Annotated in this window: 24 protein-coding genes; 8 read left to right on the top strand and 16 right to left on the bottom strand. The window is 65.3% G+C overall.

All coding sequences use genetic code 11. The features are described from left to right. Positions 1-4 precede the first annotated feature (4 nt). Genes ACTDI4_RS08970 through ACTDI4_RS08955 form a run of 4 tightly spaced genes read right to left on the bottom strand, consistent with a single transcriptional unit; the run spans position 5 to position 3,459 of the window. Positions 5-538: an RNase A-like domain-containing protein gene (locus tag ACTDI4_RS08970; protein WP_442840822.1), complete on the bottom strand. Its 534-nt coding sequence runs from the start codon at positions 536-538 to the stop codon at positions 5-7. Positions 539-571: 33 nt separating this feature from the next. After that, on the bottom strand, positions 572-1,744 hold the full coding sequence (locus tag ACTDI4_RS08965) for a phage portal protein (RefSeq protein WP_442840821.1): 1,173 nt from the start codon (positions 1,742-1,744) through the stop codon (positions 572-574). Between the two features lie 10 nt (positions 1,745-1,754). Next, positions 1,755-3,068 carry a DNA-packaging protein gene (locus tag ACTDI4_RS08960; RefSeq protein ID WP_442840820.1) on the bottom strand — a complete coding sequence of 438 codons (1,314 nt, stop codon included), beginning with the start codon at positions 3,066-3,068 and terminating at the stop codon, positions 1,755-1,757. Then, the gene (locus tag ACTDI4_RS08955; RefSeq protein ID WP_442840819.1) at positions 2,965-3,459 is read right to left on the bottom strand and encodes a hypothetical protein; all 495 of its coding nucleotides are present in this window, start codon (positions 3,457-3,459) and stop codon (positions 2,965-2,967) included. Before ACTDI4_RS08955 ends, ACTDI4_RS08960 begins: the two co-directional genes overlap by 104 nt. A 318-nt stretch (positions 3,460-3,777) precedes the next feature. On the opposite strand from ACTDI4_RS08955, the gene ACTDI4_RS08950 reads away from it, so the two are divergent. From ACTDI4_RS08950 to ACTDI4_RS08935, 4 genes are all read left to right on the top strand, one after another. Further along, positions 3,778-5,934 carry a transglycosylase domain-containing protein gene (locus ACTDI4_RS08950; protein ID WP_442840818.1) on the top strand — a complete coding sequence of 719 codons (2,157 nt, stop codon included), beginning with the start codon at positions 3,778-3,780 and terminating at the stop codon, positions 5,932-5,934. A 76-nt stretch (positions 5,935-6,010) separates the two neighbouring features. Further along, positions 6,011-6,595 (top strand): DUF1214 domain-containing protein, encoded by a 585-nt coding sequence (locus ACTDI4_RS08945; protein WP_442840817.1) that lies wholly within the window; start codon positions 6,011-6,013, stop codon positions 6,593-6,595. Beyond that, positions 6,588-7,136: a DUF1254 domain-containing protein gene (locus ACTDI4_RS08940; protein ID WP_442840816.1), complete on the top strand. Its 549-nt coding sequence runs from the start codon at positions 6,588-6,590 to the stop codon at positions 7,134-7,136. The genes ACTDI4_RS08945 and ACTDI4_RS08940 overlap by 8 nt, the downstream gene beginning before the upstream one ends. Before the next feature lie 384 nt (positions 7,137-7,520). Further along, positions 7,521-8,435 (top strand): DUF2336 domain-containing protein, encoded by a 915-nt coding sequence (locus ACTDI4_RS08935; protein WP_442840815.1) that lies wholly within the window; start codon positions 7,521-7,523, stop codon positions 8,433-8,435. On the opposite strand, the gene ACTDI4_RS08930 is transcribed toward ACTDI4_RS08935, so the two are convergent. From ACTDI4_RS08930 to ACTDI4_RS08920, 3 genes are read right to left on the bottom strand one after another with little or no spacing between them, the layout of a single operon-like run. Continuing rightward, positions 8,422-8,769 carry a DUF1491 family protein gene (locus ACTDI4_RS08930; RefSeq protein ID WP_442840814.1) on the bottom strand — a complete coding sequence of 116 codons (348 nt, stop codon included), beginning with the start codon at positions 8,767-8,769 and terminating at the stop codon, positions 8,422-8,424. The genes ACTDI4_RS08935 and ACTDI4_RS08930 overlap by 14 nt on opposite strands. 59 nt (positions 8,770-8,828) lie before the next feature. After that, positions 8,829-9,635 (bottom strand): peptidoglycan-binding domain-containing protein, encoded by an 807-nt coding sequence (locus ACTDI4_RS08925; protein ID WP_442840813.1) that lies wholly within the window; start codon positions 9,633-9,635, stop codon positions 8,829-8,831. Next, positions 9,610-11,388, bottom strand: a complete 1,779-nt coding sequence (locus ACTDI4_RS08920) for a sensor histidine kinase (protein WP_442840812.1) — start codon at positions 11,386-11,388, stop codon at positions 9,610-9,612. The genes ACTDI4_RS08925 and ACTDI4_RS08920 overlap by 26 nt, the downstream gene beginning before the upstream one ends. A 496-nt stretch (positions 11,389-11,884) precedes the next feature. Here ACTDI4_RS08920 and ACTDI4_RS08915 point away from each other — a divergent pair, with 496 nt between their 5' ends. Together ACTDI4_RS08915 and ACTDI4_RS08910 are read left to right on the top strand one after the other, a co-directional pair. Then, the gene (locus tag ACTDI4_RS08915; protein WP_442840811.1) at positions 11,885-12,196 is read left to right on the top strand and encodes a DUF5330 domain-containing protein; all 312 of its coding nucleotides are present in this window, start codon (positions 11,885-11,887) and stop codon (positions 12,194-12,196) included. Between the two features lie 112 nt (positions 12,197-12,308). Then, positions 12,309-12,740, top strand: coding sequence for a SufE family protein (locus ACTDI4_RS08910; RefSeq protein WP_442840810.1), 432 nt, complete (start codon positions 12,309-12,311; stop codon positions 12,738-12,740). Between the two features lie 13 nt (positions 12,741-12,753). Here ACTDI4_RS08910 and ACTDI4_RS08905 read toward each other — a convergent pair whose 3' ends face one another. From ACTDI4_RS08905 to ACTDI4_RS08880, 6 genes are all read right to left on the bottom strand, one after another. Then, positions 12,754-13,557, bottom strand: coding sequence for a DUF6456 domain-containing protein (locus tag ACTDI4_RS08905; RefSeq protein ID WP_442840809.1), 804 nt, complete (start codon positions 13,555-13,557; stop codon positions 12,754-12,756). Between the two features lie 2 nt (positions 13,558-13,559). After that, positions 13,560-13,976, bottom strand: coding sequence for a helix-turn-helix domain-containing protein (locus ACTDI4_RS08900; protein ID WP_442840808.1), 417 nt, complete (start codon positions 13,974-13,976; stop codon positions 13,560-13,562). 94 nt (positions 13,977-14,070) lie between these two features. Then, positions 14,071-14,703 (bottom strand): hypothetical protein, encoded by a 633-nt coding sequence (locus tag ACTDI4_RS08895; protein ID WP_442840807.1) that lies wholly within the window; start codon positions 14,701-14,703, stop codon positions 14,071-14,073. 538 nt (positions 14,704-15,241) lie between these two features. Continuing rightward, positions 15,242-15,976 (bottom strand): IS21-like element helper ATPase IstB, encoded by a 735-nt coding sequence (gene istB / locus ACTDI4_RS08890; RefSeq protein ID WP_442839287.1) that lies wholly within the window; start codon positions 15,974-15,976, stop codon positions 15,242-15,244. After that, positions 15,909-17,477, bottom strand: a complete 1,569-nt coding sequence (istA, locus tag ACTDI4_RS08885) for an IS21 family transposase (protein WP_442840806.1) — start codon at positions 17,475-17,477, stop codon at positions 15,909-15,911. The genes istB and istA overlap by 68 nt, the downstream gene beginning before the upstream one ends. Before the next feature lie 307 nt (positions 17,478-17,784). Beyond that, positions 17,785-18,756 (bottom strand): IS1595 family transposase, encoded by a 972-nt coding sequence (locus tag ACTDI4_RS08880; protein ID WP_442840805.1) that lies wholly within the window; start codon positions 18,754-18,756, stop codon positions 17,785-17,787. A 248-nt stretch (positions 18,757-19,004) separates the two neighbouring features. Here ACTDI4_RS08880 and ACTDI4_RS08875 point away from each other — a divergent pair, with 248 nt between their 5' ends. Next, positions 19,005-19,358 (top strand): cytoplasmic protein, encoded by a 354-nt coding sequence (locus ACTDI4_RS08875; protein ID WP_442840804.1) that lies wholly within the window; start codon positions 19,005-19,007, stop codon positions 19,356-19,358. Between the two features lie 24 nt (positions 19,359-19,382). Here ACTDI4_RS08875 and ACTDI4_RS08870 read toward each other — a convergent pair whose 3' ends face one another. Further along, positions 19,383-19,808 carry a MucR family transcriptional regulator gene (locus ACTDI4_RS08870; protein ID WP_442840803.1) on the bottom strand — a complete coding sequence of 142 codons (426 nt, stop codon included), beginning with the start codon at positions 19,806-19,808 and terminating at the stop codon, positions 19,383-19,385. Between the two features lie 433 nt (positions 19,809-20,241). On the opposite strand from ACTDI4_RS08870, the gene ACTDI4_RS08865 reads away from it, so the two are divergent. After that, a complete protein-coding gene (locus ACTDI4_RS08865) occupies positions 20,242-22,347 on the top strand; it encodes a S9 family peptidase (RefSeq protein ID WP_442840802.1) in 2,106 nt (701 codons plus the stop codon). 27 nt (positions 22,348-22,374) lie between these two features. Here the strand turns inward: ACTDI4_RS08865 and ACTDI4_RS08860 are convergent, their stop codons facing one another. After that, positions 22,375-23,322, bottom strand: a complete 948-nt coding sequence (locus ACTDI4_RS08860) for a c-type cytochrome (protein ID WP_442840801.1) — start codon at positions 23,320-23,322, stop codon at positions 22,375-22,377. 9 nt (positions 23,323-23,331) lie between these two features. Continuing rightward, a complete protein-coding gene (locus ACTDI4_RS08855) occupies positions 23,332-23,769 on the bottom strand; it encodes a c-type cytochrome (protein WP_442840800.1) in 438 nt (145 codons plus the stop codon). Positions 23,770-23,960 lie beyond the last annotated feature (191 nt).

Below are 23,960 nucleotides of genomic sequence, written 5' to 3'. Positions count from 1 at the left end.
GTCCTTAGTCATTTCTTGGGTACGCCGTAACGATCCTGAAGCCTCGGGCGCTGTCAGGATCGTGGACGATGACAACGCCTACACCATAAGTATCGAGCAAATAAGGCTGCTCATATTCTCCGCCTCGAAAAGCCTCAACTCCGGTCTTCGAGGAGAATGTTGCGGTAACAAGCGTCTTTTTCATAATAAGTCCGCTTGCCACAGCGTCAACGGTAGATCTGTCTTGCGATAGAGTTGCATTCACGAGCTTATTCGCGGCTTGGATTGAAGGAAAAGATCCGTCGCGATATCGATCTACCGTGCTAAAAATACTAATATACCTCTCTCCACGAACTCTCGCCAATAGAGCTTCTGGACTCCTTCCTACATGATCGTGAATGGTGTGGCCGCCAGCCGCTTCTTCCCCCAAGAGATCGACCCTATATCCTGGTCGAAGTTCATTCCGGTCATCGGACCCGACCGGCTGATATTGCAACCAGCCGCCCTGTGCGCCACCTCCGCCCGTCCATTGCCCACCATCGGGATTACCGGCCGGCACGCGCGGCTGGTCGGGGCGGAAGCCGTCCTTGGTTCAGAGGCCGCCGGGCGCATAGCCCACCGCCTCGCGTTTCTCGTCCTCGGTCAGGAAGCCGGCCGCCTCGAGCCGCGCCCACAGCGCGTCGCGCTCGCCAGAAAGCGCGTCGATGCGGTCGGCGTCGTACCAGAGCCTGAGGCCCTCGCCGAAGGCCGCGGCCAGCCAGGCCGACAGCTCCTTGGCGATGCGCGCCACCAGCGGCAGCACGGTGAGCCGGTAGAAGGCGCGGTTGGCCTCCTGGTAGTTGGCATAGGTGTTGTCGCCCGGAATGCCGAGCAGCATGGGCGGCACGCCGAAGGCCAGCGCGATGTCGCGGCTGGCCGAGTGCTTGGCCTCGATGAAGTCCATGTCCTTCGGCGACAGCGCCATGGCCTTCCAGTCCAGCCCGCCTTCCAGCAGCAGCGGCCGGCCGGCGCGGGTGGCGCCGGAATAGTCGTCCTCCAGTTCGCTCTTCAGCCGCTCGAACTGCTCGTCGGTGAGGTTGCCGCCCTCCTTCGGCGCATAGACCAGCGCGCCGGAGGGCCGCGCCGAATTGTCGAGCAGCGCCTTGTTCCAGCGGCCGGCGGCATTGTGGGTGTCGAGCGCCATCAGCGCCGCCTCCAGCGGCGGAAAGCCGTAATGGTCGTCAAGCGGATGGAACAGCGTCAGGTGCGCGGCGCCGCCGCCCTCGGCGCTGCCGAGCGGCACGCTGCGCCGGGCGCTGCCCTCGCGGTGCTGCAAGGCACACGGCCAGCCGGCGGCGTCCGTCTCCACAGCGACCCGGTCGGGTCGCAGCAGGTGCAGTTCGCGCGATCCGGCACCGGCGTCGATCAGTTCGACATAGGCGTTGCCGGCCAGAAGCAGATGGCCGTAGAGCGCCTCGAAGAAGGTGGCGCCGGCCTGGCGCGGGTTGGGCCGTTCGAGCAGGTCGAGAAGCAGGTGCGCCTCGATCTCGGCCGCGCCCTCATAGAGCAGCCAGGGAATGGCCGAGGCGGTCTCGGCGATCAGCCGCACCGAGCGGTGCACGATCGGGTTGCGCATGAAGCCCTCGCGCGCGAGCGTGGCGTAGTCGCGGCGCGTCCAGTTCGCCTCGCCCTGCGCGTGGAAGGCGATGAAGCCGGAAGGGGCGGTCTTGCGCTCCGGCGGGCGCGCGCCGGCCTTCCCGCCAAAGCGGGGCCATGTCCAAGCCATGTGGGATGTCCTATCGAATGTCGCGGATACGCGGGTTGGCCGCCCTGTCGGGCATCAGTTCGGCGATCGCCCACACCAGCGCGTCGAGCCGGTCAGGCGAGTGCCCGCCGGAGAGGCCGTCGGGGCCGAAATCGCACATCTCGTCCTCCAATTCGGGAAAGCGGCCGGCATGGCGCACCCTGCCCTGCTGGTAGAGGGCCGCGACCGGCTCGGCGCGCAGCCATTTTCCGCGGCGCGCGCGGACGGGCTTCACCGGCACGGACGCATCGACGGTGCGGATCACGGCGCCCGCCATCTCGCCGCCCTGGTTGACCTCCACCACGAGGCAATCCGCCTCCAGGCCGTGGAACAGCGCAACGGCCCGCTCGGCCCATGCCTGCGGCTTGGCAGAGCGCAGCGTGGCATCCGCCAGCACCACCGCCCGCCCCTCCTCGTCGAGACCGGCGGCGACGATGCCGCAGGCGTCCGACGTGCCGTTCGAACTGGCCGGCGGGTCAACCGCCACGACGATGCGGCGCAGCGGCCCGGCTGCGGCGTCCACCGCGCCCTCGATCATCTGCCGCGACCACAGCGCGTCCTCGCGGTCCTCGATCAGTTCGCCGTCGAGTTCCTGCCGGCCAAGCGTGGTGGCGCCATAGCGGCGCTGCACGGCATCCAGGAAGCCGGCCGCCAGATTGGCCCGGTTCTCCTCGGTGCGCATGCGCGTCATCAGCACGGACGGGTCGGCCAACAGGCGCTTCATCAACCGTGTCGGGCGCGGCGTCGTCGTGACGATCTGGCGCGGGCTTTCGCCCAGCCGCAGGCCGAATTGCAGCATGTCGAAACAAGCCTCGGCGTGGCGCCATTTGGCGGCCTCGTCGCACCAGGCCGCCTCGAACTGGTGGCCGCGCAGGCTTTCGGGGTCCTCGGAGGAGAACATGTAGGCCACCGCCCCGTTCTGCCACACCAGCCGGCGGCGGCTGGCCTCGAAGCGCGGCCGGTCGCGGCGCGTGATCGTGGCGATGCCGGATGGCCCCTCGATCATCACGTCGCGCACGTCGGCCAGGGTCTCGCCGACCAAGGCGAAGCGACCGTATCTGCGACGGGTAAAGGGAGACAGCCCGTGCACCAGCGCATTGACCCATTCCGCGCCGAGCCGGGTCTTGCCGGCGCCGCGGCCGCCGGTCACCAGCCAGATGGCCGGCTGCAGCGGCAGCAGCGGATACTGCGCCAGCCGCGCCTCATGCACCCACTCGCCCTTGGTCAGGCCCGCCCCCCGGAAGCCCAGATTCTGCCGCAGCCATTTGAGCTGCGAGTTCACGGGCCAGTTCGACGATCCGGGCATCGAGACGTTCGAGCATGGCGGCCAAGTCTTCATCCTGTCTGGTCTGGCTTTCTCTGGCCGCTTCTTGCGGCCGCATGATTTCGTCGATTTTCTCGAGACCGCGGATCATCGCGATCAGACCGTCGATCTCCGCCCTGCTGATCTGGCCTCCTTCCTCGCCCACCGCCAGCGCCTCCACCCGTTCCAGCAACGCCAATGCCAACGTGCGAACGCGGCCGGCCACGTCGCCGCGCGGTTCTGCCCGCAGCACCCATCCTTCTTTCCTGGCTTGGTCCCGCAAGGTCGAAAGCGAACGCCCGCTGACATCCGCCAGAAGGTCGAGCGTTGCCGGCACGCCTTCGGCAAGCGCGCGCAAGGCGTGCTGCCGCGCACCGTTTCTGGCAGCGGACATCGGAACCTTCCCCGGCTGATGAAATGAGAAACCCGCCATGACGGCGGGAGGACACTGCGAAGCCACGCGCCGCAGCGGCGGCATGACTGTCTCCGGCGAGGCGCCGGTCACACTTTCTTGACGATAGCCGGACACTATCAAAGCACCGTCACGCTGTCAAGAAAATATTCCTATGCGCCCTCGATTTCTTATCCAGGGACTCCCGTAGCGGGATTTTCCTTGAGAGGTGCCGCAAAATGACACACAAGGGTCATTCCGCGCCCAAAGCAGCGGGATGGCGTTCACGTCGGGCCTCGCGCCGCAGTCGGACAGTTTCGCATGGTCAAGCCATCCGAGCCACGCAAGAAGAGAGGTCCGATCGCCGCGTGGTTCCTGGCGCTCGACGCCTGGATCGATTCGTCCCTCTACGAACTGGGGTTCAGGGCCGGCCGGTTCTGGGAAGCCGCCACGATCTTCTCGCGCAAGTTCCGGGTCAAGGGCTGGCGCCGCGGCATCTTCGAGGTGCTGAGCGAAGGCTTCACCATGGGCGCGGCCGGCTCCGTGGTGATGCTGGCGCTGGCGCTGCCGGCCTTCCAGGACACGGCCGGCGACTGGCGCGCGCAGGACGATTTCGCCGTTACCTTCCTCGACCGCTACGGCAACGAGATCGGCCAGCGCGGCATCATCCAGCGCGATTCGGTGCCTGTCGACCAGATGCCGGACCATGTCATCAAGGCCGTTCTGGCCACCGAGGACCGCCGCTTCTTCGATCATTACGGCATAGACGTGTTCGGCCTGGCGCGGGCGCTGACCCAGAACGTGCGGGCCAACACCGTCGTGCAGGGCGGTTCCAGCATCACCCAGCAGCTCGCCAAGAACCTGTTCCTCAACAATGAGCGCACGCTGGAGCGCAAGATCAAGGAGGCCTTCCTGTCCCTGTGGCTGGAGGCCAATCTGTCCAAGAAGGAGATTCTCCAGCTCTACCTCGACCGCTCCTACATGGGAGGCGGCACCTTCGGCATCGAGGCGGCGGCCGATTTCTATTTCGGCAAGAGCGTCAAGGACCTCGACCTGGCTGAGGCGGCCATGCTGGCGGGCCTGTTCAAGGCACCCACCAAATACGCCCCGCATATCAACCTGCCGGCCGCCCGCGCCCGCGCCAATGTCGTGCTGAACAACCTGGTCGACAGCGGCTTCATGACCGAAGGACAGGTGCTGGAGGCAAGGCTCCACCCGGCCGACGTGGTCGACCGCGGCGAGCGCAAGAGCCCGGACTATTTCCTCGACTGGGCCTTCGACGAGGTCAAGCGCATCGCGCCGCCCGGCACCCATTCGCTGGTGGCGCACACCACCTTCGACGCCAACATCCAGAAGGCGGCCGAGGAATCGCTCGAATTCCACCTTCGCCAGTTCGGCAAGGAATACAATGTCAGCGAAGGCGCGCTGGTGGTGATCGAAACCAATGGCTCGGTGCGCGCCATCGTCGGCGGGCGCGACTATGGCGCCAGCCAGTTCAACCGCGCCACCAAGGCGCTGCGCCAGACCGGATCGTCCTTCAAGCCATATGTCTACGCCACCGCCATGGAGCACGGCTTCACGCCCGACTCCGTGGTTTCGGGCGGCGCGATCAACTGGGGCGGCTGGGCGCCGAAGAACTACAGCGGGGGCTTCGGCGGCAAGATCACGCTGCTCAACGCCTTCGTGAGGTCGATCAACACCGTGCCGGTGCGGCTGGCCAAGGACTATCTGTCGATCCCGCCGATCAAGGCCATGGCCGAGGCGATGGGCGTGGAATCGCCGCTGGAATCCCACAAGACCATGGTGCTGGGCACCTCCGGCATGACGGTGATGGACCAGGCGACCGGCTACAGCGTGTTCGCCCAGGACGGCTTCGTGGGCAGCCGCCACGGCATCACCCAGTTGGTCACCCATACCGGGAAGGTGGTATACGACTGGGCCAAGGACGCACCCCCGCCGCACCGGGTGCTTTCGGAGCAGGCGCTGCGTTCCATGAATGCCATGCTGACCCAGGTGCCGGTGATCGGCACGGCGCGCCGCGCCGCGCTGCCCGGCATCGTCTCCGGCGGCAAGACCGGCACCACGCAATCCTATCGGGACGCCTGGTATGTCGGCTTCACCGGCAACTACACGGCGGCTGTCTGGCTGGGAAACGACGATTTCAGCCCCACCCGCAACATGACCGGCGGCTCGCTGCCGGCCATGGTGTGGCAGCGGCTGATGGCCTATGCCCACCAGAACATCGACCTGAAGCCCATTCCGGGCATCGACCGTCCTTTCGTGGACGACCAGGTGGCGGCCAAGGCGCGGGAAGCGGAGAAGAAGAAAGCCGAGGACGAGGCCGCCAAGGCTGCGGCCGAACGGCCGCCGGTGCTCTCGGCCCGCACCACGCAGGTGCTGCGCGATCTGACGAAGCTGTTGCAGGATGCGCCGGCTCTGGAGCCGCCGCCCGAACCGCAGACGCTGTCGGCCCTTTGAGGCGCGCGCTTGCCATGCTTGCAACGCCGGCCTGCCCCGCGATATGTGCGCGGGGACAGTTCCGTCGGCGGTGGCCATGCTGAGAAACGCATTCTTCACGCTCGTCGCGCTCGCCATCGCCATCGGCGCGGGCGGCGGCAGCGTCTGGTATGCGCTCGACGCACAGAGCGGCATCGGCGCGATCCGTATCGGCCAATGGACGGCCTTCCCCGACATCGGCACGCCGGATGCGGACCCCTACTCCCAGGCGCGCGTGGCGCGCGAGGGCGTGCTGGCGCTGGGGCGCGCCGAAGGCCTCGCCTTCGTGGCCGAGCGCGATTCCGATGGCGAACCGCTGCGGCGCGAATGCGCCTACACTATCGAGGGACAATTCCCCACGGCCCGGTTCTGGACGCTTTATGCCGCCGACCAGTCGCTCGACGCGATCGAGACCGGCAGGCCGCGCCCTGCCGCGCTGCATTCCTACGAGATTCTGCGCCGGCCCGACAATTCCGCCCAGATCTCGACCGGCCGCCACCCGGCGGCCGGCAACTGGCTGCTCGTTCCCGGCACCGGCACGCTCTATTTCGTGCTCACCTTCTACGACACGCCGATCGCCAGCAGCACCGGCCTGTCCGACGTCAGGCTGCCGCGGATCGCGAGGGGAAGCTGCGATGCGTAGGCTGCTGCACGCCGTGCTGCTTGGGCTGGTCGGTGCTGGCATCGTGCACATAGCTGTGCTGCTGATGGTGCCGGAATTTTCCGAGCGCGACGCCTGGTCCCGGCTGGCCATGGCCTCCGACCTCTATCGGGTCACGCCGCTCGTTCCCGAGCCGGGCGGGGCACCGGTGGTCAAGTCGGTGGATCCGCTGTTCCAGGCCGTGGCCTGCCGCTTCGACCTCGAGGACGGCCCCGTGCAGATCACGGCGGCCGCCAACGTCCCGTTCTGGTCGGTCTCGGTCTACGACCGCAACGGCCATAATTTCTATTCCTTCAACGACCGCAGCGCCGCCAATGGGGCGCTGGACGCGATCGTGCTGACCCCTGCCCAGATGATCGAGGTGCGCAAGGAGCTTCCGGAAGGCCTGGAGGGCTCGGTCTTCGTCGAGGCGGACATCGGCGAAGGCATCGTCGTCATCCGCGGCTTCGTGCCGGACCAGAGCTGGAAACCGGCGGTCGAGCGCTTCCTGCGCCAAAGCGCCTGCAAGCTGCGGCAATTCTGACGCCAATGCTCAGTGGCGCGGTGCCGGTCGCGGAAAGGTCGGCTTCGGACTGCCGGGCGTGTCGCCGTCGTCGCAGCCCGCCGCGTCCTTCGGCGGTTCGTAGCGGATGCCGGGAAAGATGATGATCCGGCCGCCGCACCCGGCGCGCGCGGTGGTCGAACGCCTGCCGCGGTTCGCGGCGTGAAAGACAGGACCCTGCCCATTTTCGCGTACTCCTCTCGGTTGCCCGGAGCACAACGCAACGCCTCCATGAAAGATAAGGCCACCAGAGGGTTAACGGAGCGCTAACGGATCAGCGCTAATTTGATCCATACCGTATCGCGCCGGTCCGACAAGGGCCGGCCCCGAAACGGCCCATGTGCAAGGTGTAAGGCGTATCCTGTCGTGTCTTCCTCGGATTTTCGGCACATCGCGATCGGGACCGAAACCGGCAAGAACGACCGGCTGTTCCGCGCCGCCGTCTCGGCCTTCTGTTCGCTGCCGCGCCCCTCGCGCCGCGAGATCGCCCAACTGGAAGACCTTGCGCTGCCGCTCTTCGACAGCGTCTCCGTCGAATCGCTGCGCTTCGTTGCCGCCGCCCTTTCCGAATGCGAGCACGCGCCTGCCGCCCTGGTACGGCGGCTGTGCGAGCAGCCGGTCGAAATCGCGGCTCCCCTGCTGATACGCTCCCGGGCCCTCACCGACGTGGACCTGATCGCGCTGATCGGGCGGCACGGCCTGCCGCATGCGCGCGCGATCGCGCGGCGAAGGGAACTGAACCAGGCGATCGCGAATCTGATCCGGATTCTGGACAAGCCGGCGCTGGTGCATGTGACCGAGAAGGCCGGGGACATCGTCGTGCCCCTGCCGGAAGTGCGGCCGGCGCCCGGTGCGGCCGCCGAAAAGACGCGGGAGGAGCTGCGGGCCATGATGCGCATGCGGCAGAAGCCCGAGGCGGCGACGGTCGAGCCGCCCGGCGCCTCCGGCACCTATACCAGGCTGCGCGAAACCGCGCTTGCCGGCAACACGGCCCTGTTCCATACGGCGTTGGCCGACGCGCTCGGCATCGATTTCACCACGGCCCGGACCATTGCCACCAGCCCCGACTATGCGCAGTTGCTGACAGCGCTGCGCGCGCTGGACCTCAACGAGGACGAGGCTTTTCTGATCGTCGTGGCGGCCCTGCCCGCACGCTTCCCGCATCCGCAGGCGATCCGCGTCTTCCTCGACCGCTACCGGCAGACGGCGCGCGAGGAGGCACGCAGGCAGGTGCGTCAATGGAAGGAAGACGGCGCAGCGGCGAACGTCAGGGTGTCCTGAGCGCCAGAAGCTCCGCCACCGGCACGGAGCCAGCCTCGATCTCCACCACCCATATGTCAGGGTCGAAGCGCCTTTCCTTCTCCAGCCGGGCATCGACCGCCACGCCATCGGCATCGGCCATGATCGGACTGAAGAAGCGCTCGTCGGGGCGGGCCTCGCCATAGCTCGTCTGTGGCGCCGGCCCGTAGAGCGAGATCCCGCCCATGCGGTCCCGCGCCAGCACGAACACGGCGCCGGCCTCCGTTGCCCCGCGCTGGACGACGGCGGCGAAGCCCGACGACGCGAACACGCGGCGCAGCAAGGCCGAGACCCACAGATCGGTGGTAACGCGCATGACAGACTCCGTTGAACCGGGCTCCGAATAGCGCCGATCGGGCCAGAGCGCGAGAAGGATCAGTTGGTGAGGCCGATCTCGCGCATCTTGGCGTAGACGGCCGCGTCCGGCTCGCCCGTCTCGGGCAGTCCGAACAGGGATTGGAACTCGCGGATCGCGGCGCGCGTGCGCGCGCCCATGACCCCGTCCAGCGTGATATCCTCGTTGCCGAACGCCTTCAGGCCGGCCTGGATCCTGACGATGCGCGCGTCCGTGGACGGGGATGCCGTGGCGGATGCTGCCGCACCCGTGCCGTTGGGGCGCGGCGCCGGCCGCGGCGGCACCGAGGCGGTCATGGGCGAAGCGCCCAATTGCTCCAGCAGCGCGTCGTCGATGGTCCCGCTGGGGTCAAGCCCGACCTTGCGCTGGTAGGCGGCGATGGCGCTTTGCGTGTTCGGGCCCGTAAGGCCGTCCACCGCGTCGGAATAGAAGCCGAGATCCTTCAATATGCCCTGCACCTGCTCCACCACAGGGTCGCGCGCGGCAGCGGGCTTCGCCGCCGCTGCGGGCGCCGGCACGGATGCTGCAGGGGAGGCAGGCGCAGGCGCCGGCTTCGGCCGCACGATGTTGATCGTGGTTTCAGGCTCCGCGGTGCCGGCCGGGAAGTGCGCCACGCTGCGCGTTGCGAAGAAGGCGCCGGTGTGCGGAAAGGGCTGGTACCACAACGCATTGGCCGAAACGTAGAACAGCGTGACCAGGAAAGCGGTCGAGCCGCCAACCAGCACGGGATTTTCGGCGATCAGCCCGCCCAGCGCCATCGCACCGTTGCGAAACGCGCTGGGGCGCTTGCGGGCCGCTGCTTTAGGCCGTCTTGCGGAACGGGCCATGGCCGGGCTCCTTCTTTACCTCCGCAACGCCTGCCTGCGCCGGAGCGGACTGCACCGGCTGCATCGGCAGGACCACGGGTTTGTCATGCAGCTTCTTCGGTCCTCCCACCGGCAGGCTGATCGTCACCTTCGTGCCCTGCCCGGGCGCGCTCTCCATCGTCATCGTGCCTTCGTGCAGCCCCACCAGCCCCTTGACCAGCGAAAGCCCGAGGCCTGCGCCCTGGAAGCGGCGCGTATAGTCGTTCTGGATTTGCATGAAAGGCTTGCCGAGCTTGTCCAGATCCTCCTCGGCGATGCCGATACCGGTATCGCTGACCCAGAAATGCAGCCGCGAGCCGACCTTTTGGGCGCCAATCGCCACCTTGCCGCCGTCGGGCGTGAACTTGATGGCGTTGGAGGCCAGATTGATGAGGATCTGCTGCACGGCGCGGCGGTCGGCGTTGATCTCGCCGCAATCGGGCGCCACATGAGCGGCAAGTTCCACCCTTTTCGCCTCGGCCTGGCCGGCCATCATGGCACGGCACATCTCCACGGCGTCGACGAAGCGGAACGGCTCCGGCTCGGCCGAATAGGTGCCCGCCTCCATGCGCGACACGTCCAGGATGGACGTGACCACCTCCAGCAGATGCTGGCCCGAATCACGCACCAGGCCGACATATTCCTTCTGGCGCGGATTGCCGAAGGGACCGCACATCTCGTTTAGCAGCATGTCGGAAAAGCCGATGATGGCGTTGAGCGGCGTGCGCAGCTCATGGCTGACGGCGGCAAGGAAGCGGCCCTTGGCGACCTCAGCGCTGGCCGCGGCCTCCCGGGCGGCAACCAGGGCCTCGCGCATGTCCACCATCTCGTCGTTCTCGCGCAGAACCGCGACGAACCCACCGGCCTCCGCCTCGACGCCCGCCGCCAGGAATTCCAGCGAGAACGGCCGATAATTGTCGCCGGCGGCGTGGGCCTGCGTGCGGGGCAGCCGGACACGCAGTTCCAGACTGCGCGACGCCGCGCCCTCGCGCATGTCGGCCAGCGCGGTCAGATAGGCCAGCCGGTCGGCCAGATGCACGCGGTCGAAAAGGCCGCTGCCGGCCAGCAGCTCGGGCGCGAGATTGAGGATCGGCCGCGCCTTGCCGCTGGTTTCCACCACCTCGCCATTGCGGGCCATGCGGAAGACGACCGCTTCGATGACATCTTCCAGCCGCGCCTCTACCGGCGCCTCGCTCTCGCCCGCGGCCCGGCGGAACCCGCCGAGGCGCGGCACGAGGGTGACGGCCCAGGCTGCCGGGACCAGCCAATGCCAGGCGGCCGCAGCCGCGCCAGGCCAGGCGGGGAACAGGAACTGGCAAAGCACGGCCACGCCCGAGGCCGCAAGGCCCCGCAGCGCCCAGCGGCGCGAGCCGCCGATCCAATAGGCTTCGAGCGGCAGGGCCAGCGCCAGCACCGCGACGGGAGAGGCAAGGCCACCCGCGGCGGAAAGCAGGCCCGCCAGCCCGATGCCGCTCGCAGCCAGAGCGAGCGGGCCGCCGACCGCCAGCCGGCCGGTCGAGCTTGCCAGCAGGGCCACGAACCAGAACAGGCCGAATGTGCAGAAAATGGTGGCCAGCATCATGTCGGCGCCCAGGCGCGCCGCGGCAAGCGAGACGGCGCCTCCGACCAGAAGGAAGGGCGCGGCTAGCATGGCGCCGATGAAACGCCGCTGCCGGCGGCGCCCCGCTGCTTCCATGACGCCGGGATGGACGAGGCGTTCGCAGCCAGCGGCCATCGCGTCGGGCAGATCAACGTATCCGGTCGCACTCAAATTCAACGCAACGCACTCGCACAGGCCTGCTTCGCAGATCGCTTTTGTTGGCTTCGAAACTCGCATCGAGCCTTTAAGGAAAGAATAAAGGCGCCCCACTGAACCGCCTTTCCACGGCCAATTCCGGTACCCTGGAAGGGCGGAACCGTGGCAATTGCCGCCATAGTAAACGGCCCGTTAGCCGCAGGCGCAGGCCGTCTTAGGCCCCCATTCGCGCAGCAGGCCTGGGCTGCCACATAAATATGCAATGAAAACAGATGTTTAGATGGTTAAAAATGCATCAGGAAATCCATCGGCATTTGAATCGAATGCGACATGAACGAAGCCTCGCCGTTTCGTCTAAAATTTGAGGAAAATCAGCCCGAATCGCGAAAGCCGTCCTTCGTGCGGGCAAGGCAAGGTGACGGCCATCGAAAAGGCGGCCGCATGAAGCCGTCACTCCCGACGAGAGGACAGACAAATGGGTTTCCTCATCAAAACCGCCTTCTGGTTCTCGCTGGTGCTTTTGGCGCTGCCGTTCGGCCCGAACGAGCCCGGCCAGGAGAGTGTCGGCCCCCTGCAGGCTCTGGTGGCGGCGCGCGAGGCTGCGGGCGACCTGGCGGGCATGTGCGCGCGCAAGCCGGACGTGTGCGAGACCGGCCGCACGGCCATGCACACCATTGCCGTGCGCGCCCGCGAGACCGCCCGGATCGCCGCCGAGATGCTGGACAGCGGCGACGGGGCCGCGCTGCCCGACGCCACCACCACCGGAAGCGTTTCCACGAAGGACTGAAGACGAACATTCTGCCGCAACGGCGGCACCACCGCAGACGATTCGTCCTCTCGGCGCCTGCGGTGTTTTCTTTTTCCGTGACGGAACGGCTGGACGCGACTATATCCGCGGCATGAGCGAGACGATCCAGACCATACGCGACGATTTCTCCCTGCTCGACGAGTGGGAGGACCGCTATCGCTACCTGATCGAACTCGGCGAGGCGCTGCCGCCCTTCCCCGACGCCGAGCGCACGCCGGCCAACAAGGTGCCGGGCTGCGTCAGCCAGGTATGGCTCACCACCGCGACCGGAACGGGGCTCGACCCCATCCTCACCTTCCAGGGCGATTCCGACGCGCATATCGTGCGCGGGCTGGTGGCCGTCGTTCTGGCCCTCTTCTCGGGCCGCCCCGCCAGCGAGATCATGCGCACGGACGCCGAGGCGACGCTGAAGACGCTCGGACTCGACGAGCACCTTTCGCCGCAGCGCGCCAATGGCCTGCGCTTCATGGTCAAGCGTATCCTTCGCGACGCGGAAGCCGCGGCAGCAAGGCAAACGGCCTGAACAACGGAAGCGGTCAGGAAATGCTCGGGCGGTAGTCGTCTGCGCCCCAATGCAGCGGCCGTTTTCGCTGGCCTGCGTCCGCTTGCGGGAAATAGTGCCGTGCCAGCACGCCCAAAGCCGTCTTCAGCACGATCTTGGCCGAGCGCACCGGCCAGCCGCGCTCCGTCTCGACGCGCTCCAGTCCCTTGAGGAAGCAGCAGACGTCGATCAGCACGCCCGAAAGCTCGGGACCGACGGCCTCGATGGCCTTGTCCACGCGCCGGCGCGCGCCGAGCGCGGCGTCGGTCAGTTCGGCCATGCCGCCGCCGTCGGCGCGCCGGCCTGAGGCCACGCTGGCGATCCAGTTGGCGCCGAGGCGCGGCATGATCTGGCCGCGCGTGTAGTCGGCGCGCAACCTTTCACCCGCCTCATATTCCCGCATGGCAAGGAACGGCTTGCCGTCCCTGCCCTTGCGCCGCACCAACTGCGCCAGCGGCGATTCCGCCAGGTTGGCCAACGCGGCCGAAGGGCCAGCCTCGCCCGGAACCGTCACCAGGTCGATGTCGCGTATGGCTTCGCCCGTGGCATGGGCCGGCGCGAGCCGCCGGGCGAGCGCGGCTCCGGCAGCGGAAAGGGCGACGCTGTGCGAGGCCCTGACCACGACCCCCTGCCGCGCCAGCAATTCCATGGTGCGCTCTTCGACCGCGATCGTTCCGCGCTCCTGCGCTTCGAGCAGAAGCCTGCCGGGGGCAGCCGCCGGCCGCAGCGAAGCCGGCCCGGCAGACAGGAAGCGCAGCAGACGCCGCCCCGTATCGGGAAGAACCGTTTCCTTCCGCATCTTCAAAGCCCCGGCCTGGCGCGGAAAGCGGCATCCGCCACGCGCTCCACGACCGCAACGACGCGGTCGAATTCCGGATCGTCGCGCATGTCCTCGATTACCTTGCAGGCATGTACGACCGTCGTACGATCGCGCCCGAATCCCCGGCCAACCTCGCCCTGGGTCAGACGCAGGACGACATGGGCCACATACATGGCGATCTGCCGCACGCGCGACACCGGCTCGACGGTGCGGCCGGCCTTGCGCAGTTCCTTGCTGGAAACCGCAAACAGCGCCGCCACGATGTCGATCAGGCATTCGCACAGTTCCAGGGCGATCTCGTCGCGGCGCTTGGGCGTCGGCCGGAAGCGATCGGGCGGATGCACGGCGCGGCCGGCGACATCTTCCGGCTGGTCAAGGCGGGCTGTGTTCGAATGCACGGAACGTCCTCCACGATAGGAATATGTTCCTGATTATATACTTGACGTACCAAGGAATGAAATCCTATGATTCGGGAGCGTGACAGGCCGGAAACTATTGAGGTTCTTCGTCGGGAGACGGCGGCATGGTGGCAAGAAAATCTAGGAGACCGAATCCCTCCAGATTGGCCGCTGATGTCGTACCTAGCTGAAAAATATCTTTCGGAGGTGTTGGGAGTGGAGCCGGGTGAAACTCTGGAAGACGCATAATTTCGGACGCGATCTCCAAGAGCGCTGATGCTGCTTGCAGCGACCTCATGGCGACTTGATGGACCGACGAGATTAGTTCACTGCCGCTCTTGTCTTTGATGTGACCGCGTCCATGAAATAGGCTTGCGGTTTTCGGGTCATCAGTTGCAGCGAATACGACGTGGAGGATGTCATTGCGCTTTCCGGCCAGCCCATTCACATCCCCGAGCGCGGCCATTGCGCGTTTGGCCAGTTTCGGGTTGATGGGCTTTAGCTTTTGCTCGATCAACGCTTGCGTCATGTCGCGCTGAGAACGATCTGAACTAACCGCAAAGAACGCCGCCTTTGCTGCGTCGTGGTCTAGCCCCGTAAGGGTCTGAAAGATGTAGTATACTGATTGGGACACATTGTTCCACGCGATGGTAGCCCGCCCTATAGTGGCTGGAACCACGTCTTTCATGACCATGCCGGCCAGTTCGTCATATGAAAGTTCTTCCATGCCAGAAACCTCAAGTGAAAAAGACCAGGAAAAGGGCGACGAGGTTCTACGCCGCCTGTTGAAGACCCCGCCACACCCCAAGGCGAAGCCTCAAACAAAGGAACGGCGGGCCGAAGCCCGCCGTTCCCCGTCAGAACAGCCACCTCGCAAGAAGGGCCAGTAGTGAGACCACGAGCCCGGCCTTGGGAGCCGAAAGCTCCAACTGCAGTCTTATCGAAAGCCTAAACATTGGCTTTTGCCTTTGTGTCAGGCCTACGGCGCCGTAGGCTGTGAAACCTACGAAGTATTTTGTTCGCGCCCTTGCTGGCGCTATCCCTTCTGCTGATCAGGCATTGGGGAATTCGGCAGTGATCGAAAGACGTCCTGTCAATCTCTGCTGCCTTAGCCTGTCAATGACCGTGGAATCGGGACCCTGTATTTTCGTGCAAAAGGGACCCCGGTTTTGGGGTTGATGAAGGGCACGGCGGTTAGCGCCCGATCAGGCGAAGCTGGTCGGGGTTGCACAGCCTGATCGGGTGCGGTTCGTTGGTTTTTGGCTTTAGCTTTGAGAGCGGCTCTTGAAGCGCCAGGATTCGTTTCCGGTCTCGACGATCTCGCAGTGATGCGTCAGGCGATCGAGCAGCGCAGTGGTCATCTTGGCGTCGCCGAAGACGGTGGGCCATTCGCCGAACGCCAGATTGGTGGTGATGATGACGCTGGTGCGCTCGTAGAGTTTCGAGACGAGATGGAAGAGCAACTGCCCGCCGGCCTGGGCGAAGGGCAGATAGCCCAGTTCATCGAGCACGACGAAGTCGAGCCGGGTCAGGTGATCGGCAATGCGCCCCTGGCGGCCGGCACGGGTCTCGGTCTCCAGCCTGTTGACCAGGTCGACGACATTGAAGAAGCGGCCGCGCGCGCCGTTGCGGATAAGCGCCCGGGCAATGGCGATGGCTAGATGGGATTTGCCCGTGCCGGTGCCGCCGACCAGGACGACGTTACGCTGATCGGCGACAAAGGCTCCGCCGGCAAGATCGCGGATCAGGCTCTCGTTGACGGGCGTGCCGGTGAAGTCGAAGTCATCGACGTCCTTGGCCAATGGCAGCTTGGCGACGGTGAGCTGGTATTTGATGGAGCGGGCCTGCTTCTCCGATATCTCGGCCTGCAGCAGATCGCCGACGATCTTCGGAGGTTCGTGCTGCCGCTTGATGGCGACGCCCATGATCTCGTCATAGGCTGATCGCATCCCGTAGAGCTTCAGCGTGCCCATCAGTTCCAGAACCTCGGTGCGTTCCATGATTATCTGCTCTCCTTAGACGGTCATAGCGGGCGCAGTCGGCGATCGGCTCGTGAGCCAGCTTCAGCGCCTGGGGAATGGAAAGGATCGTGCCCGGCGCCGGGTCGCGGCGGCGGGCCAGGATGTTGAGGATCACCGCCGCCGACGAGACGCCGTGATCGAGCGCCTCCTGACAGGCCGCCTCGACCGCGTTCAATCCGTCGCTCAGCACACAGGTGAGGATCGACACCATCTGCCGGTCGCCGTCATCGGCGGCCTTGAGCTTGCGGCGCACCTTCTCCATGGCCGACGGCAGAACCCAATTCTTGAACGGTGCGCCGTTGCGCAGTCCACCGGGCTTGCGGGCCAGCACCGGGACGTAATGCCAAGGGTCGTAGATCACCTCGTTGCGGCCGAAGCAGCGGGCATGTTCGCCCACGACCACGCCGTCCTGGCGGATGACGATCCGATCGGCATAGGCATGGATCTCGACCGGCCGGCCGACGGCGCTCGACAGCACCGAGTATTTGTTGTTGTCGAAGCGCACCGTGCAGGTCTTCGACACCGAGGCGGGAATGCAGTGGAAGCCGTCGAAGCGCCCGGCATAGGGGATGAAGCTGCCGCGCTCCTCCTCGAACACCTCCCAGATCGTGCGGCCGTCCTGTTCGGGGTGCCGGTGCGCCTTGGCGTAGGAGACGCATTTGTCGGCCAGCCAGCCGTCCAGGTCCTCCAGCGTCTTGAAGCGCAGCCGCGGCGTGAAGAAGCGCTCGCGCACCAGCCCGACCTGGTTCTCGACCTGGCCCTTCTCCCAACCCGACGCCGGCGTGCAAGCTTCCGGTTCGACAAGGTAATGTCCGCACATCTGCGCGAAGCGGCGGTTGTAGCGGCGATCCTTGCCGATGAAGATCGCGTCCACCGCCGTCTTCATGTTGTCGTAGATGCCGCGCGTGCAGGTTCCGCGGAAGAAGGCGAAGGCCCGATCATGGGCGTCGAACACCATCTCCTGCGTCTCGCGCGGATACGCCCGAACAAAGAACATGCGGCTATGACAGAGCCGCATGTGCGCCACCTTCACCGTAACCGTCACGCCGTCCAGCAGGACGACCTCGTGACTCCAGTCGAACTGATAGGCTTCGCCGGGCGCAAAGCTCAGCGGGATATAGGCCTCGGCCGCGGCGCTGCCGCGTTGCTCTTCCCAATCCTGCGCATGCCGCCACACTGAGCTGTAGCTGCCGTCATAGCCGAGGCCGCGAAGCTCCTCGAAGATCCGGATCAGCGTCAGCCGTTCCCGCTGCGGCTTCGCTGCATTCGCCGACAGGAGCCCGTCCAGCTTCTCGCGCCAGGCCCCCATGCGAGGATAGGACTGATGCTTGCGCTCGTACCGGAACTCCGTCTCGTCCGAGCGCAGCACCTTGCGGACCACTTTCCGCGAGATCTTCAGCTCCCGGCAGATCGCCTTGATCGACTTCCCCTGCACCAGCGACAGCCGGCGTATCTTTGCAATCGTCTCCACAACCAACATCCAAAACACAAATGCCTCCGATCAAACCGGAGGCACTTTGATGACCCCACGTTAAGGGGTCCCGTTTGGACGAAAATTACCCCTCAAACAGGGTCCTCATTCCACGAAAAATCACACCTTAGCCGCCCGTGGCGTCGGGCGACACAGACCCCGCCAAGGGTCTAGCTGGCGTGAGTACCTTGGTCGTTGGTCCGGTCGCACCGGTGCCAATGACTGGCTCGCGTCAGCCAGTTTCAGAATAGCGATTTGCTACCCAGAGTCGAATCGCTGTTTCCTGCGCTTGAGGAGAAATTTGCGCGCCTTTTGCTTAGGCGATACCGGCTTCACCAATCCGCCGATAGGTGAGGCGCTTGTCACGAGCCATACGAAGCAGGTCTTCGGCGCGTTCTGCATCACTGATCTTTAGCGCGGTACGGCGATTGTAACGGAAATCGAATTCGGCAAGGTAGCGGTGAAGATGGGCTTCGCCGCAATGCTGGTAAACGCCGATCATGCCGCGCTTGAACACCGAGAACACGTTTTCAATCGTGTTGGTGTGGACGATACCGCGCGCGTATTCCTTGCGGGAATGATTGACAGTTTCGTGCTTGGCATATTCCTCGCCAGTCGTGGTGTAGAGGCGGCTTTCGTCGGTGTAGAGCGTTGACGAGCGGTCAGCGTTGCGAACCAGAATGTCGCGCACAACGTCTTTGGTGGCGTGCTGGACGTGGAAGGAGCGAACCTTGCCGCCGCGCTCGACCAGCGAAACAACGGTGCGCTTCTGTGCGCCGCCGCTCTTGCCTTTCTTGGTGAAGGGGCGACCCTTGCGCTGCGGTGAGACATAGGGAGTGTCGCGCTTGCCGATGTAGGTTTCGTCGGCTTCCACGGTCTTGCCTTCGCCGCCAAGAGGACCAGCAGACTTAACGTCTTCCTTCATGGCTTCGCGGATGCGATGCGCCATGAACCAGGCGGTCTTGTAGGTAACGCCCAACATGCGGTGAAGCTGGTGCGCGCTGATGCCCTTCTTGGAGGCGGCCATCAGGTGCGAAGCCATCACCCACTTGTTTAGTGGAATTTTGGAACGCTCGAACACGGTGCCAACAGTCACGGAAAAGGGCTGGCGGCATTCGTTGCACTTATAGACGCCGGGGCGAGTGGATTTGCCCTCAAGCTTGGTGATGCGACCAGGGTTCGCATTGCCGCAATGTGGGCAGATCGGACCATGCGGCCAATGGATGGCCTCCAGATGGGCGCGGGCCTTGTCGGCATCGTGGTAAATCGCGTTGGTGAGATCGAGCATTTCCGTAACTCCTTGACTCCCTTATCGCATTTAGCGTCTGGTACGTCAAGTATATAATAAGGAATATGTTCCTTATATTCACAGCTCGACGGCATGTGAACAAACAATGAACATATCGGCAAGGCGAGTGCAGACAACCTATTGAAATACTTGCCTTCTATATTTTCCTCAAAAAGATCCTCCGTCGCTTACTCCCCATCCTCTCACGAGCCTCGATAGTGGCGTCGAGAACCCGCATGGGAGGCAGCATGAGACAGTTCGAAGCGGAGGCGCGCATCTTCGCCACCCAAAGGCAGGAGGCGGTGGAACAGGCGGGGCAACTCGCCGCGGCAAAACTCATCTGCGGGATCGACCTGCCGGTTGCCCTGGCGGCCCCGCCTGCCCAGAAGAACCAGTTCGCCGGCCGTCTGCGGCGGGCGATCGAGCGGGAGCGGCTGAAGGGCATGAGCCGGCACTGGAGCTACGACCTCAACCGCCACATCGCGCTCAAGCAGGTACTGGACAGGCTGCTCGGCACCGAGGCGGCCCCGCTGCCCTGCACGCGCCCGAGGCGCCCTCGACCGACCGATGCAAACAAAAACGGCGCCCGAAAGCGCCGCTGATTTCCAAAGGTCCGGAAGGCGTGGTCACCGGGTCTTGCGCTTGCGCCCCAAACCCATCTTCTTGGCAAGCTGCGAGCGGGCGGCCGCATAGCTTGGCGCCACCATCGGGTAGTTCGCGTCGAGGCCCCACTTTTCGCGATACTGGTCCGGCGTCATGTTGTAGTGCGTCATGAGGTGGCGCTTGAGCGACTTGAACTTCTTGCCGTCTTCCAGGCAGACGATGTAGTCGTCGTGCACCGAGCGCTTGGGATTGACGGCCGGCTTCTGCTTGTCGACCTGAGGCTGTTCCGTGGTGCCCCCCACCCTGCCGAGTGCCGAATGGACATCGGCTATCAGGTTCGGCAGTTCTCCTACGGGAACCGGATTGTTGCTGACATAGGCGGCAACCACATCGGCGGTAAGTTCGATCAGCATATCGCTGTTTCTGGACGGCGTTTCGGCAAGTTCCATGGTTTTCGGGCCTCAGTGATGTTTTTTGATTTTCATGCCCATTCTCGGCAGCCTGGACACGGCGCGACATTTCTGCGGGAAGGAGAACCCGCGATTCGCATCACGCGGCTTTAATGAACCCCACCACCAATCAAGTCAATTCACTTCTTCGGTCTAATCATTTCAGATCGAGAAATATTGATAACTCAACTCTCTTAATTGCGTTCTCATCAAGTTCCTCATCGCTAACGGCAAGCGACAGTCAAGAATCCCGCCCGTTACGAGGGACTATACCTATCCGAAACCGCCTTTCGCGTCGCAAACTACCTGCCGGCGGGATGTGTATTGTTGCCGTGCCCGAGCCGGCCATTGCAACGGGCCGGCGCCTTTGGCTCTTGAAACGAAGACGGCTGCGTGTTCTCACAGCCCCTCCGCACCACTTCAGGGACGACCGATGACCAGACCTGCGCCCATGCCTTTTCTCGCCCCGCCGCCCACGGAAAAGCGGCCCGTGTCCGATACGCATCACGGCATCACCCGCACGGACGACTATGCCTGGCTGAGGGCCGGCAACTGGCAGGAGGTGTTTCGCGACCCGTCGCTGCTCGATCCGGAAATCCGCGCCCATCTGGACGCCGAAAACGCCTATCAGGCGGCGCTGATGGCCGACACCGCAGACCTGCGCAAGGCGCTGTTTGCCGAGATGAAGGGCCGCATCAAGGAAGACGATTCCTCCGTGCCCATGAAAGACGGCGACTATGCCTACGGCTCGTCCTTCCGGCTGGGTGGCGAGCAGCCGCGCTATTTCCGCACCCCGCGCGACGGCGGCGAGGAGGTGATCCTGCTCGACGGCGATTCCGAAGCTGCCGGCAAGGCCTATTTCCGGCTCGGCGGCATCGACCATTCGCCGGACCACAAGCGTCTTTTATGGGCCTATGACGACAAGGGTTCCGAGTTCTACACGCTGCGCGTGCGCGACCTCGACAACGGGGCCGACCAGACCGAACAGGTTCCCGACACCGGCGGCTCGGGCACCTGGACCGCCGGCTCGGACGGCTTTTTCTATACCAGGCTCGACCCCAACCACCGCCCCTCGAAGCTGTTCTTCCATAAGCTCGGAACGGACCCGGCGCAGGACAGGCTCGTCTATGAGGAGACCGACCCCGGCTTCTTCATGGGCGTCGGCGGCACACGCTCCAATGAATGGATCATGATCGGCATCAACGATCACGAAACCTCGGAATATCGCATCCTGCCGGCGGACGATCCTTTGGCCGAACCCAAGCTGGTGGCGGCGCGCGAAGCCGGCCTGCAATACGACCTGGAGGAAGGCGGCGACATCTTCTTCGTGCTGACCAATGCCGACGGCGCCAAGGACTTCAAGATCATGACCGCCCCGGCCGCGGACCCGATGCGCGCCAACTGGAAGGAGTTGGTGCCGCACGAACCCGGGCGGCTCATCCTGTCGATCCTCGCCTTCAAGGATTTCCTCGTGCGCCTGGAGCGCAAGGACGGCCTGCCGCGCATCGTCGTGCGCGAGCGGGCGAGCGGCGAGGAGCATCTGATCTCCTTCCCTGAGGAGGCCTTCTCGCTCGGCCTTTCGGGTGCCTACGAGTACGACACCGAGGTGATGCGCTTCACCTATTCCTCCATGACCACGCCGGCGCAGGTCTTCGACTACGACATGCGCACGCGCCAGCGCACTCTGCTCAAGACGCAGGAGGTGCCGTCTGGCCACGACGCCGGCCGCTACGTCACCCGCCGGCTGATGGCGCCGTCGCATGACGGCGAACTGGTGCCGATCTCGCTGCTCTGCCGCGCCGACACGCCGCTGGACGGCTCGGCGCCCTGCCTGCTCTACGGCTACGGCTCCTACGGCATCACCATTCCCGCCGCCTTCAACACCAATTGCCTGTCGCTTGTCGATCGCGGCTTCGTCTATGCGATCGCCCATGTGCGCGGCGGCAAGGACAAGGGCTATGCCTGGTACGAAGACGGCAAGCGGGCGAAGAAGGAAAATACCTTCAAGGACTTTGTCGCCGCCGCCCGGCACCTGGTCGCGGAGGGCTACACCGCGCATGACCGCATCGTTGCCCAGGGCGGCTCGGCCGGCGGCATGCTGATGGGCGCGATCGCCAACATGGCGCCGGAAGCCTTCGGCGCCATCGTCGCGGAGGTGCCCTTCGTGGACGTGCTCACAACCATGCTGGACGCCACGCTGCCGCTCACCCCGCCGGAATGGCCTGAATGGGGCAACCCGATCGCGTCGGCGGACGACTATCGCACCATTGCCGCCTATTCGCCCTATGACAACGTCGCGGCACTCGACTATCCGCCCATCCTCGCCGTGGCCGGCCTGACGGATCCGCGCGTGACCTATTGGGAGCCGGCCAAATGGGTGGCGCGGCTGCGCGAGTTGAAGGCGGGAGACAATCCCGTGCTGTTCCGCATCAACATGGATGCCGGCCATGCCGGCGCCTCGGGACGTTTCTCGCGGCTGGAGGAAGTGGCCTACACCTACGCGTTTGCGCTGAAGATGACCGGCAAGACCGGAGCCTGACGACTGCCGCTGCCGGCCGGGCCACGGCTATTTCGTGGCCGGCTTGCGCGGCGGATAGCCGTTGGGGTGCCCGGGCACGGCCTTCAGATAGGCCGCGATCGCCGCGCGGTCGTCCGCCGTCAGTTCGGCCATGTTCTTCTGCACGTTGACCATGGCCCCGCCCACCGTGTCGAATTCGGGAGTGAAGCCGGTTTCCAGGTAGTTGGCGATGTCGTCGGCCGACCAGTCGCCGATGCCGCCCGGCCCCGGGGTGATGTTGGGCACGACGCCGCCGCCCTCGGCCGCCACGGCCCCGGCCAGCCATTGATCCTTCTTCGCACCGCCGGCGAAATCGCGCGGCGTGTGGCACTCGCCGCAATGGCCCGGCCCTTCCGCCAGATATCGGCCGGCCAGCACCAGGTCGGGTGCGCCGGTGGGAAAATCGACCACCGGCTGCGGATCGAGATAGAGCCGCTTCCACAGGCCGATGCCCCGGCGCACGCTGAAGGGGAACCCAAGCTGGTGGTCCGCAGCCTTGCCGGCCACCGCCGGCAGCGTCTTGAGGAAGGCGTACAGGTCGCCGACGTCCGACGGCTTCATGCGCGCATAGGAAGTGTAGGGAAAGGCCGGATAGAAATGCTCGCCGGACGGCGAGACCCCGGCCATCATTGCATCGGCCAGGTCCTCCACCGACCAGGTCCCGATGCCGTCCTTCTCGTCCTGCGAGATGTTGGGAGCAACGAAGGTGCCGAAGGCCGTCTTCAGTTCGACCCCGCCGCCGAGCCGGAAGCGGTCGTCGCCCTCGGCCTTGGGCGTGGCGTGGCAGGAGGCGCAACCGCCAGCGAAGAATATGCGCTTGCCGCGCGCAGCGTCGCCCGGCCCGAGCGCAGCCAGGGTGGCGGCATCCAGCCGCACCGGTGCCGACAGCACCCACCCGGCGGCGCCCGCCACCGCCAGCACCGCCACGGCGATGGCAACCTTTCGGCCCGGGCGCATACCGGCCCGTCAGCCCTTCTTCAGGCGGAAGGACTGGTGGCAGGCGCCGCAACTGGCGCCGATCGCGCCCACCTGCGCCTTCAGCGCATCGACGTCGGCCGGAGCGGCGGAGGACGCCGCCTTTGTGGCCTCCAGATATTTGTCCTCGGCGGCCTTGAAGCCGTCCATGTCCTCCCAGATCTTCGGCGAGGCCTCGGTGTCGCCCTTGTCGGTGCCCGCCGGAAAGAGCACTGCCACGTCCGTCTTCTCGGCATTGGCCTCGAGCGCCTTCAAGGCTGCTATCACGGCCGCGCCATCGAAGGGCTCCTGCCCCTTCACCACCTTGGAAAGCGCACCGACCAGTTTGCCGCGCTCCTTCATCAGCGCCTGACGGTCGGTGACCACATCCGCCTGGGCGACCGATGCGCCAAGCGCGAGCAGCGAGATGGCGAGTACGAGCTTTCTCATTCAACAGGCTCCATGGTTGTGGGGGGAATCGCTCCAGATATGAACGACCAAACGTAACGGGAACAATCAACGGGGAGTAAAAAGTCCACCGCTTCCGGTCACGCTTGCGTGAAGCGGCCGTGATTGCAAGGGGCACCGCAAGGGAAGCGCAGCGCCGCAAAGAAAAAACCCCGGCGGAACCGGGGTTTTCG

It is taken from the genome of Mesorhizobium sp. PUT5 (genome assembly GCF_052216645.1).
GTDB lineage: Bacteria > Pseudomonadota > Alphaproteobacteria > Rhizobiales > Rhizobiaceae > Mesorhizobium.
Note: the sequence above shows the minus strand (reverse complement) of the source record. Positions and strands in the feature narration are given on the sequence as shown.

Bases quoted from the DNA above. Each gene is read 5' to 3' on its own strand.
- ACTDI4_RS08880 (WP_442840805.1), bottom strand. From the start codon at position 18,756: ATGCTCGATCTCACCAACGCGATTTACCACGATGCCGACAAGGCCCGC.
- ACTDI4_RS08920 (WP_442840812.1), bottom strand. From the start codon at position 11,388: ATGGCCGCTGGCTGCGAACGCCTCGTCCATCCCGGCGTCATGGAAGCA.
- ACTDI4_RS08965 (WP_442840821.1), bottom strand. From the start codon at position 1,744: ATGGCTTGGACATGGCCCCGCTTTGGCGGGAAGGCCGGCGCGCGCCCG.
- ACTDI4_RS08905 (WP_442840809.1), bottom strand. From the start codon at position 13,557: ATGCGGAAGGAAACGGTTCTTCCCGATACGGGGCGGCGTCTGCTGCGC.
- ACTDI4_RS08865 (WP_442840802.1), top strand. From the start codon at position 20,242: ATGACCAGACCTGCGCCCATGCCTTTTCTCGCCCCGCCGCCCACGGAA.
- ACTDI4_RS08910 (WP_442840810.1), top strand. From the start codon at position 12,309: ATGAGCGAGACGATCCAGACCATACGCGACGATTTCTCCCTGCTCGAC.
- ACTDI4_RS08915 (WP_442840811.1), top strand. From the start codon at position 11,885: ATGGGTTTCCTCATCAAAACCGCCTTCTGGTTCTCGCTGGTGCTTTTG.
- ACTDI4_RS08860 (WP_442840801.1), bottom strand. From the start codon at position 23,322: ATGCGCCCGGGCCGAAAGGTTGCCATCGCCGTGGCGGTGCTGGCGGTG.
- ACTDI4_RS08895 (WP_442840807.1), bottom strand. From the start codon at position 14,703: ATGGAAGAACTTTCATATGACGAACTGGCCGGCATGGTCATGAAAGAC.
- ACTDI4_RS08950 (WP_442840818.1), top strand. From the start codon at position 3,778: ATGGTCAAGCCATCCGAGCCACGCAAGAAGAGAGGTCCGATCGCCGCG.
- ACTDI4_RS08940 (WP_442840816.1), top strand. From the start codon at position 6,588: ATGCGTAGGCTGCTGCACGCCGTGCTGCTTGGGCTGGTCGGTGCTGGC.
- ACTDI4_RS08955 (WP_442840819.1), bottom strand. From the start codon at position 3,459: ATGTCCGCTGCCAGAAACGGTGCGCGGCAGCACGCCTTGCGCGCGCTT.
- ACTDI4_RS08870 (WP_442840803.1), bottom strand. From the start codon at position 19,808: ATGGAACTTGCCGAAACGCCGTCCAGAAACAGCGATATGCTGATCGAA.
- ACTDI4_RS08855 (WP_442840800.1), bottom strand. From the start codon at position 23,769: ATGAGAAAGCTCGTACTCGCCATCTCGCTGCTCGCGCTTGGCGCATCG.
- ACTDI4_RS08925 (WP_442840813.1), bottom strand. From the start codon at position 9,635: ATGGCCCGTTCCGCAAGACGGCCTAAAGCAGCGGCCCGCAAGCGCCCC.
- ACTDI4_RS08930 (WP_442840814.1), bottom strand. From the start codon at position 8,769: ATGCGCGTTACCACCGATCTGTGGGTCTCGGCCTTGCTGCGCCGCGTG.
- ACTDI4_RS08945 (WP_442840817.1), top strand. From the start codon at position 6,011: ATGCTGAGAAACGCATTCTTCACGCTCGTCGCGCTCGCCATCGCCATC.
- ACTDI4_RS08875 (WP_442840804.1), top strand. From the start codon at position 19,005: ATGAGACAGTTCGAAGCGGAGGCGCGCATCTTCGCCACCCAAAGGCAG.
- ACTDI4_RS08960 (WP_442840820.1), bottom strand. From the start codon at position 3,068: ATGCCCGGATCGTCGAACTGGCCCGTGAACTCGCAGCTCAAATGGCTG.
- istA (WP_442840806.1), bottom strand. From the start codon at position 17,477: ATGTTGGTTGTGGAGACGATTGCAAAGATACGCCGGCTGTCGCTGGTG.
- istB (WP_442839287.1), bottom strand. From the start codon at position 15,976: ATGGAACGCACCGAGGTTCTGGAACTGATGGGCACGCTGAAGCTCTAC.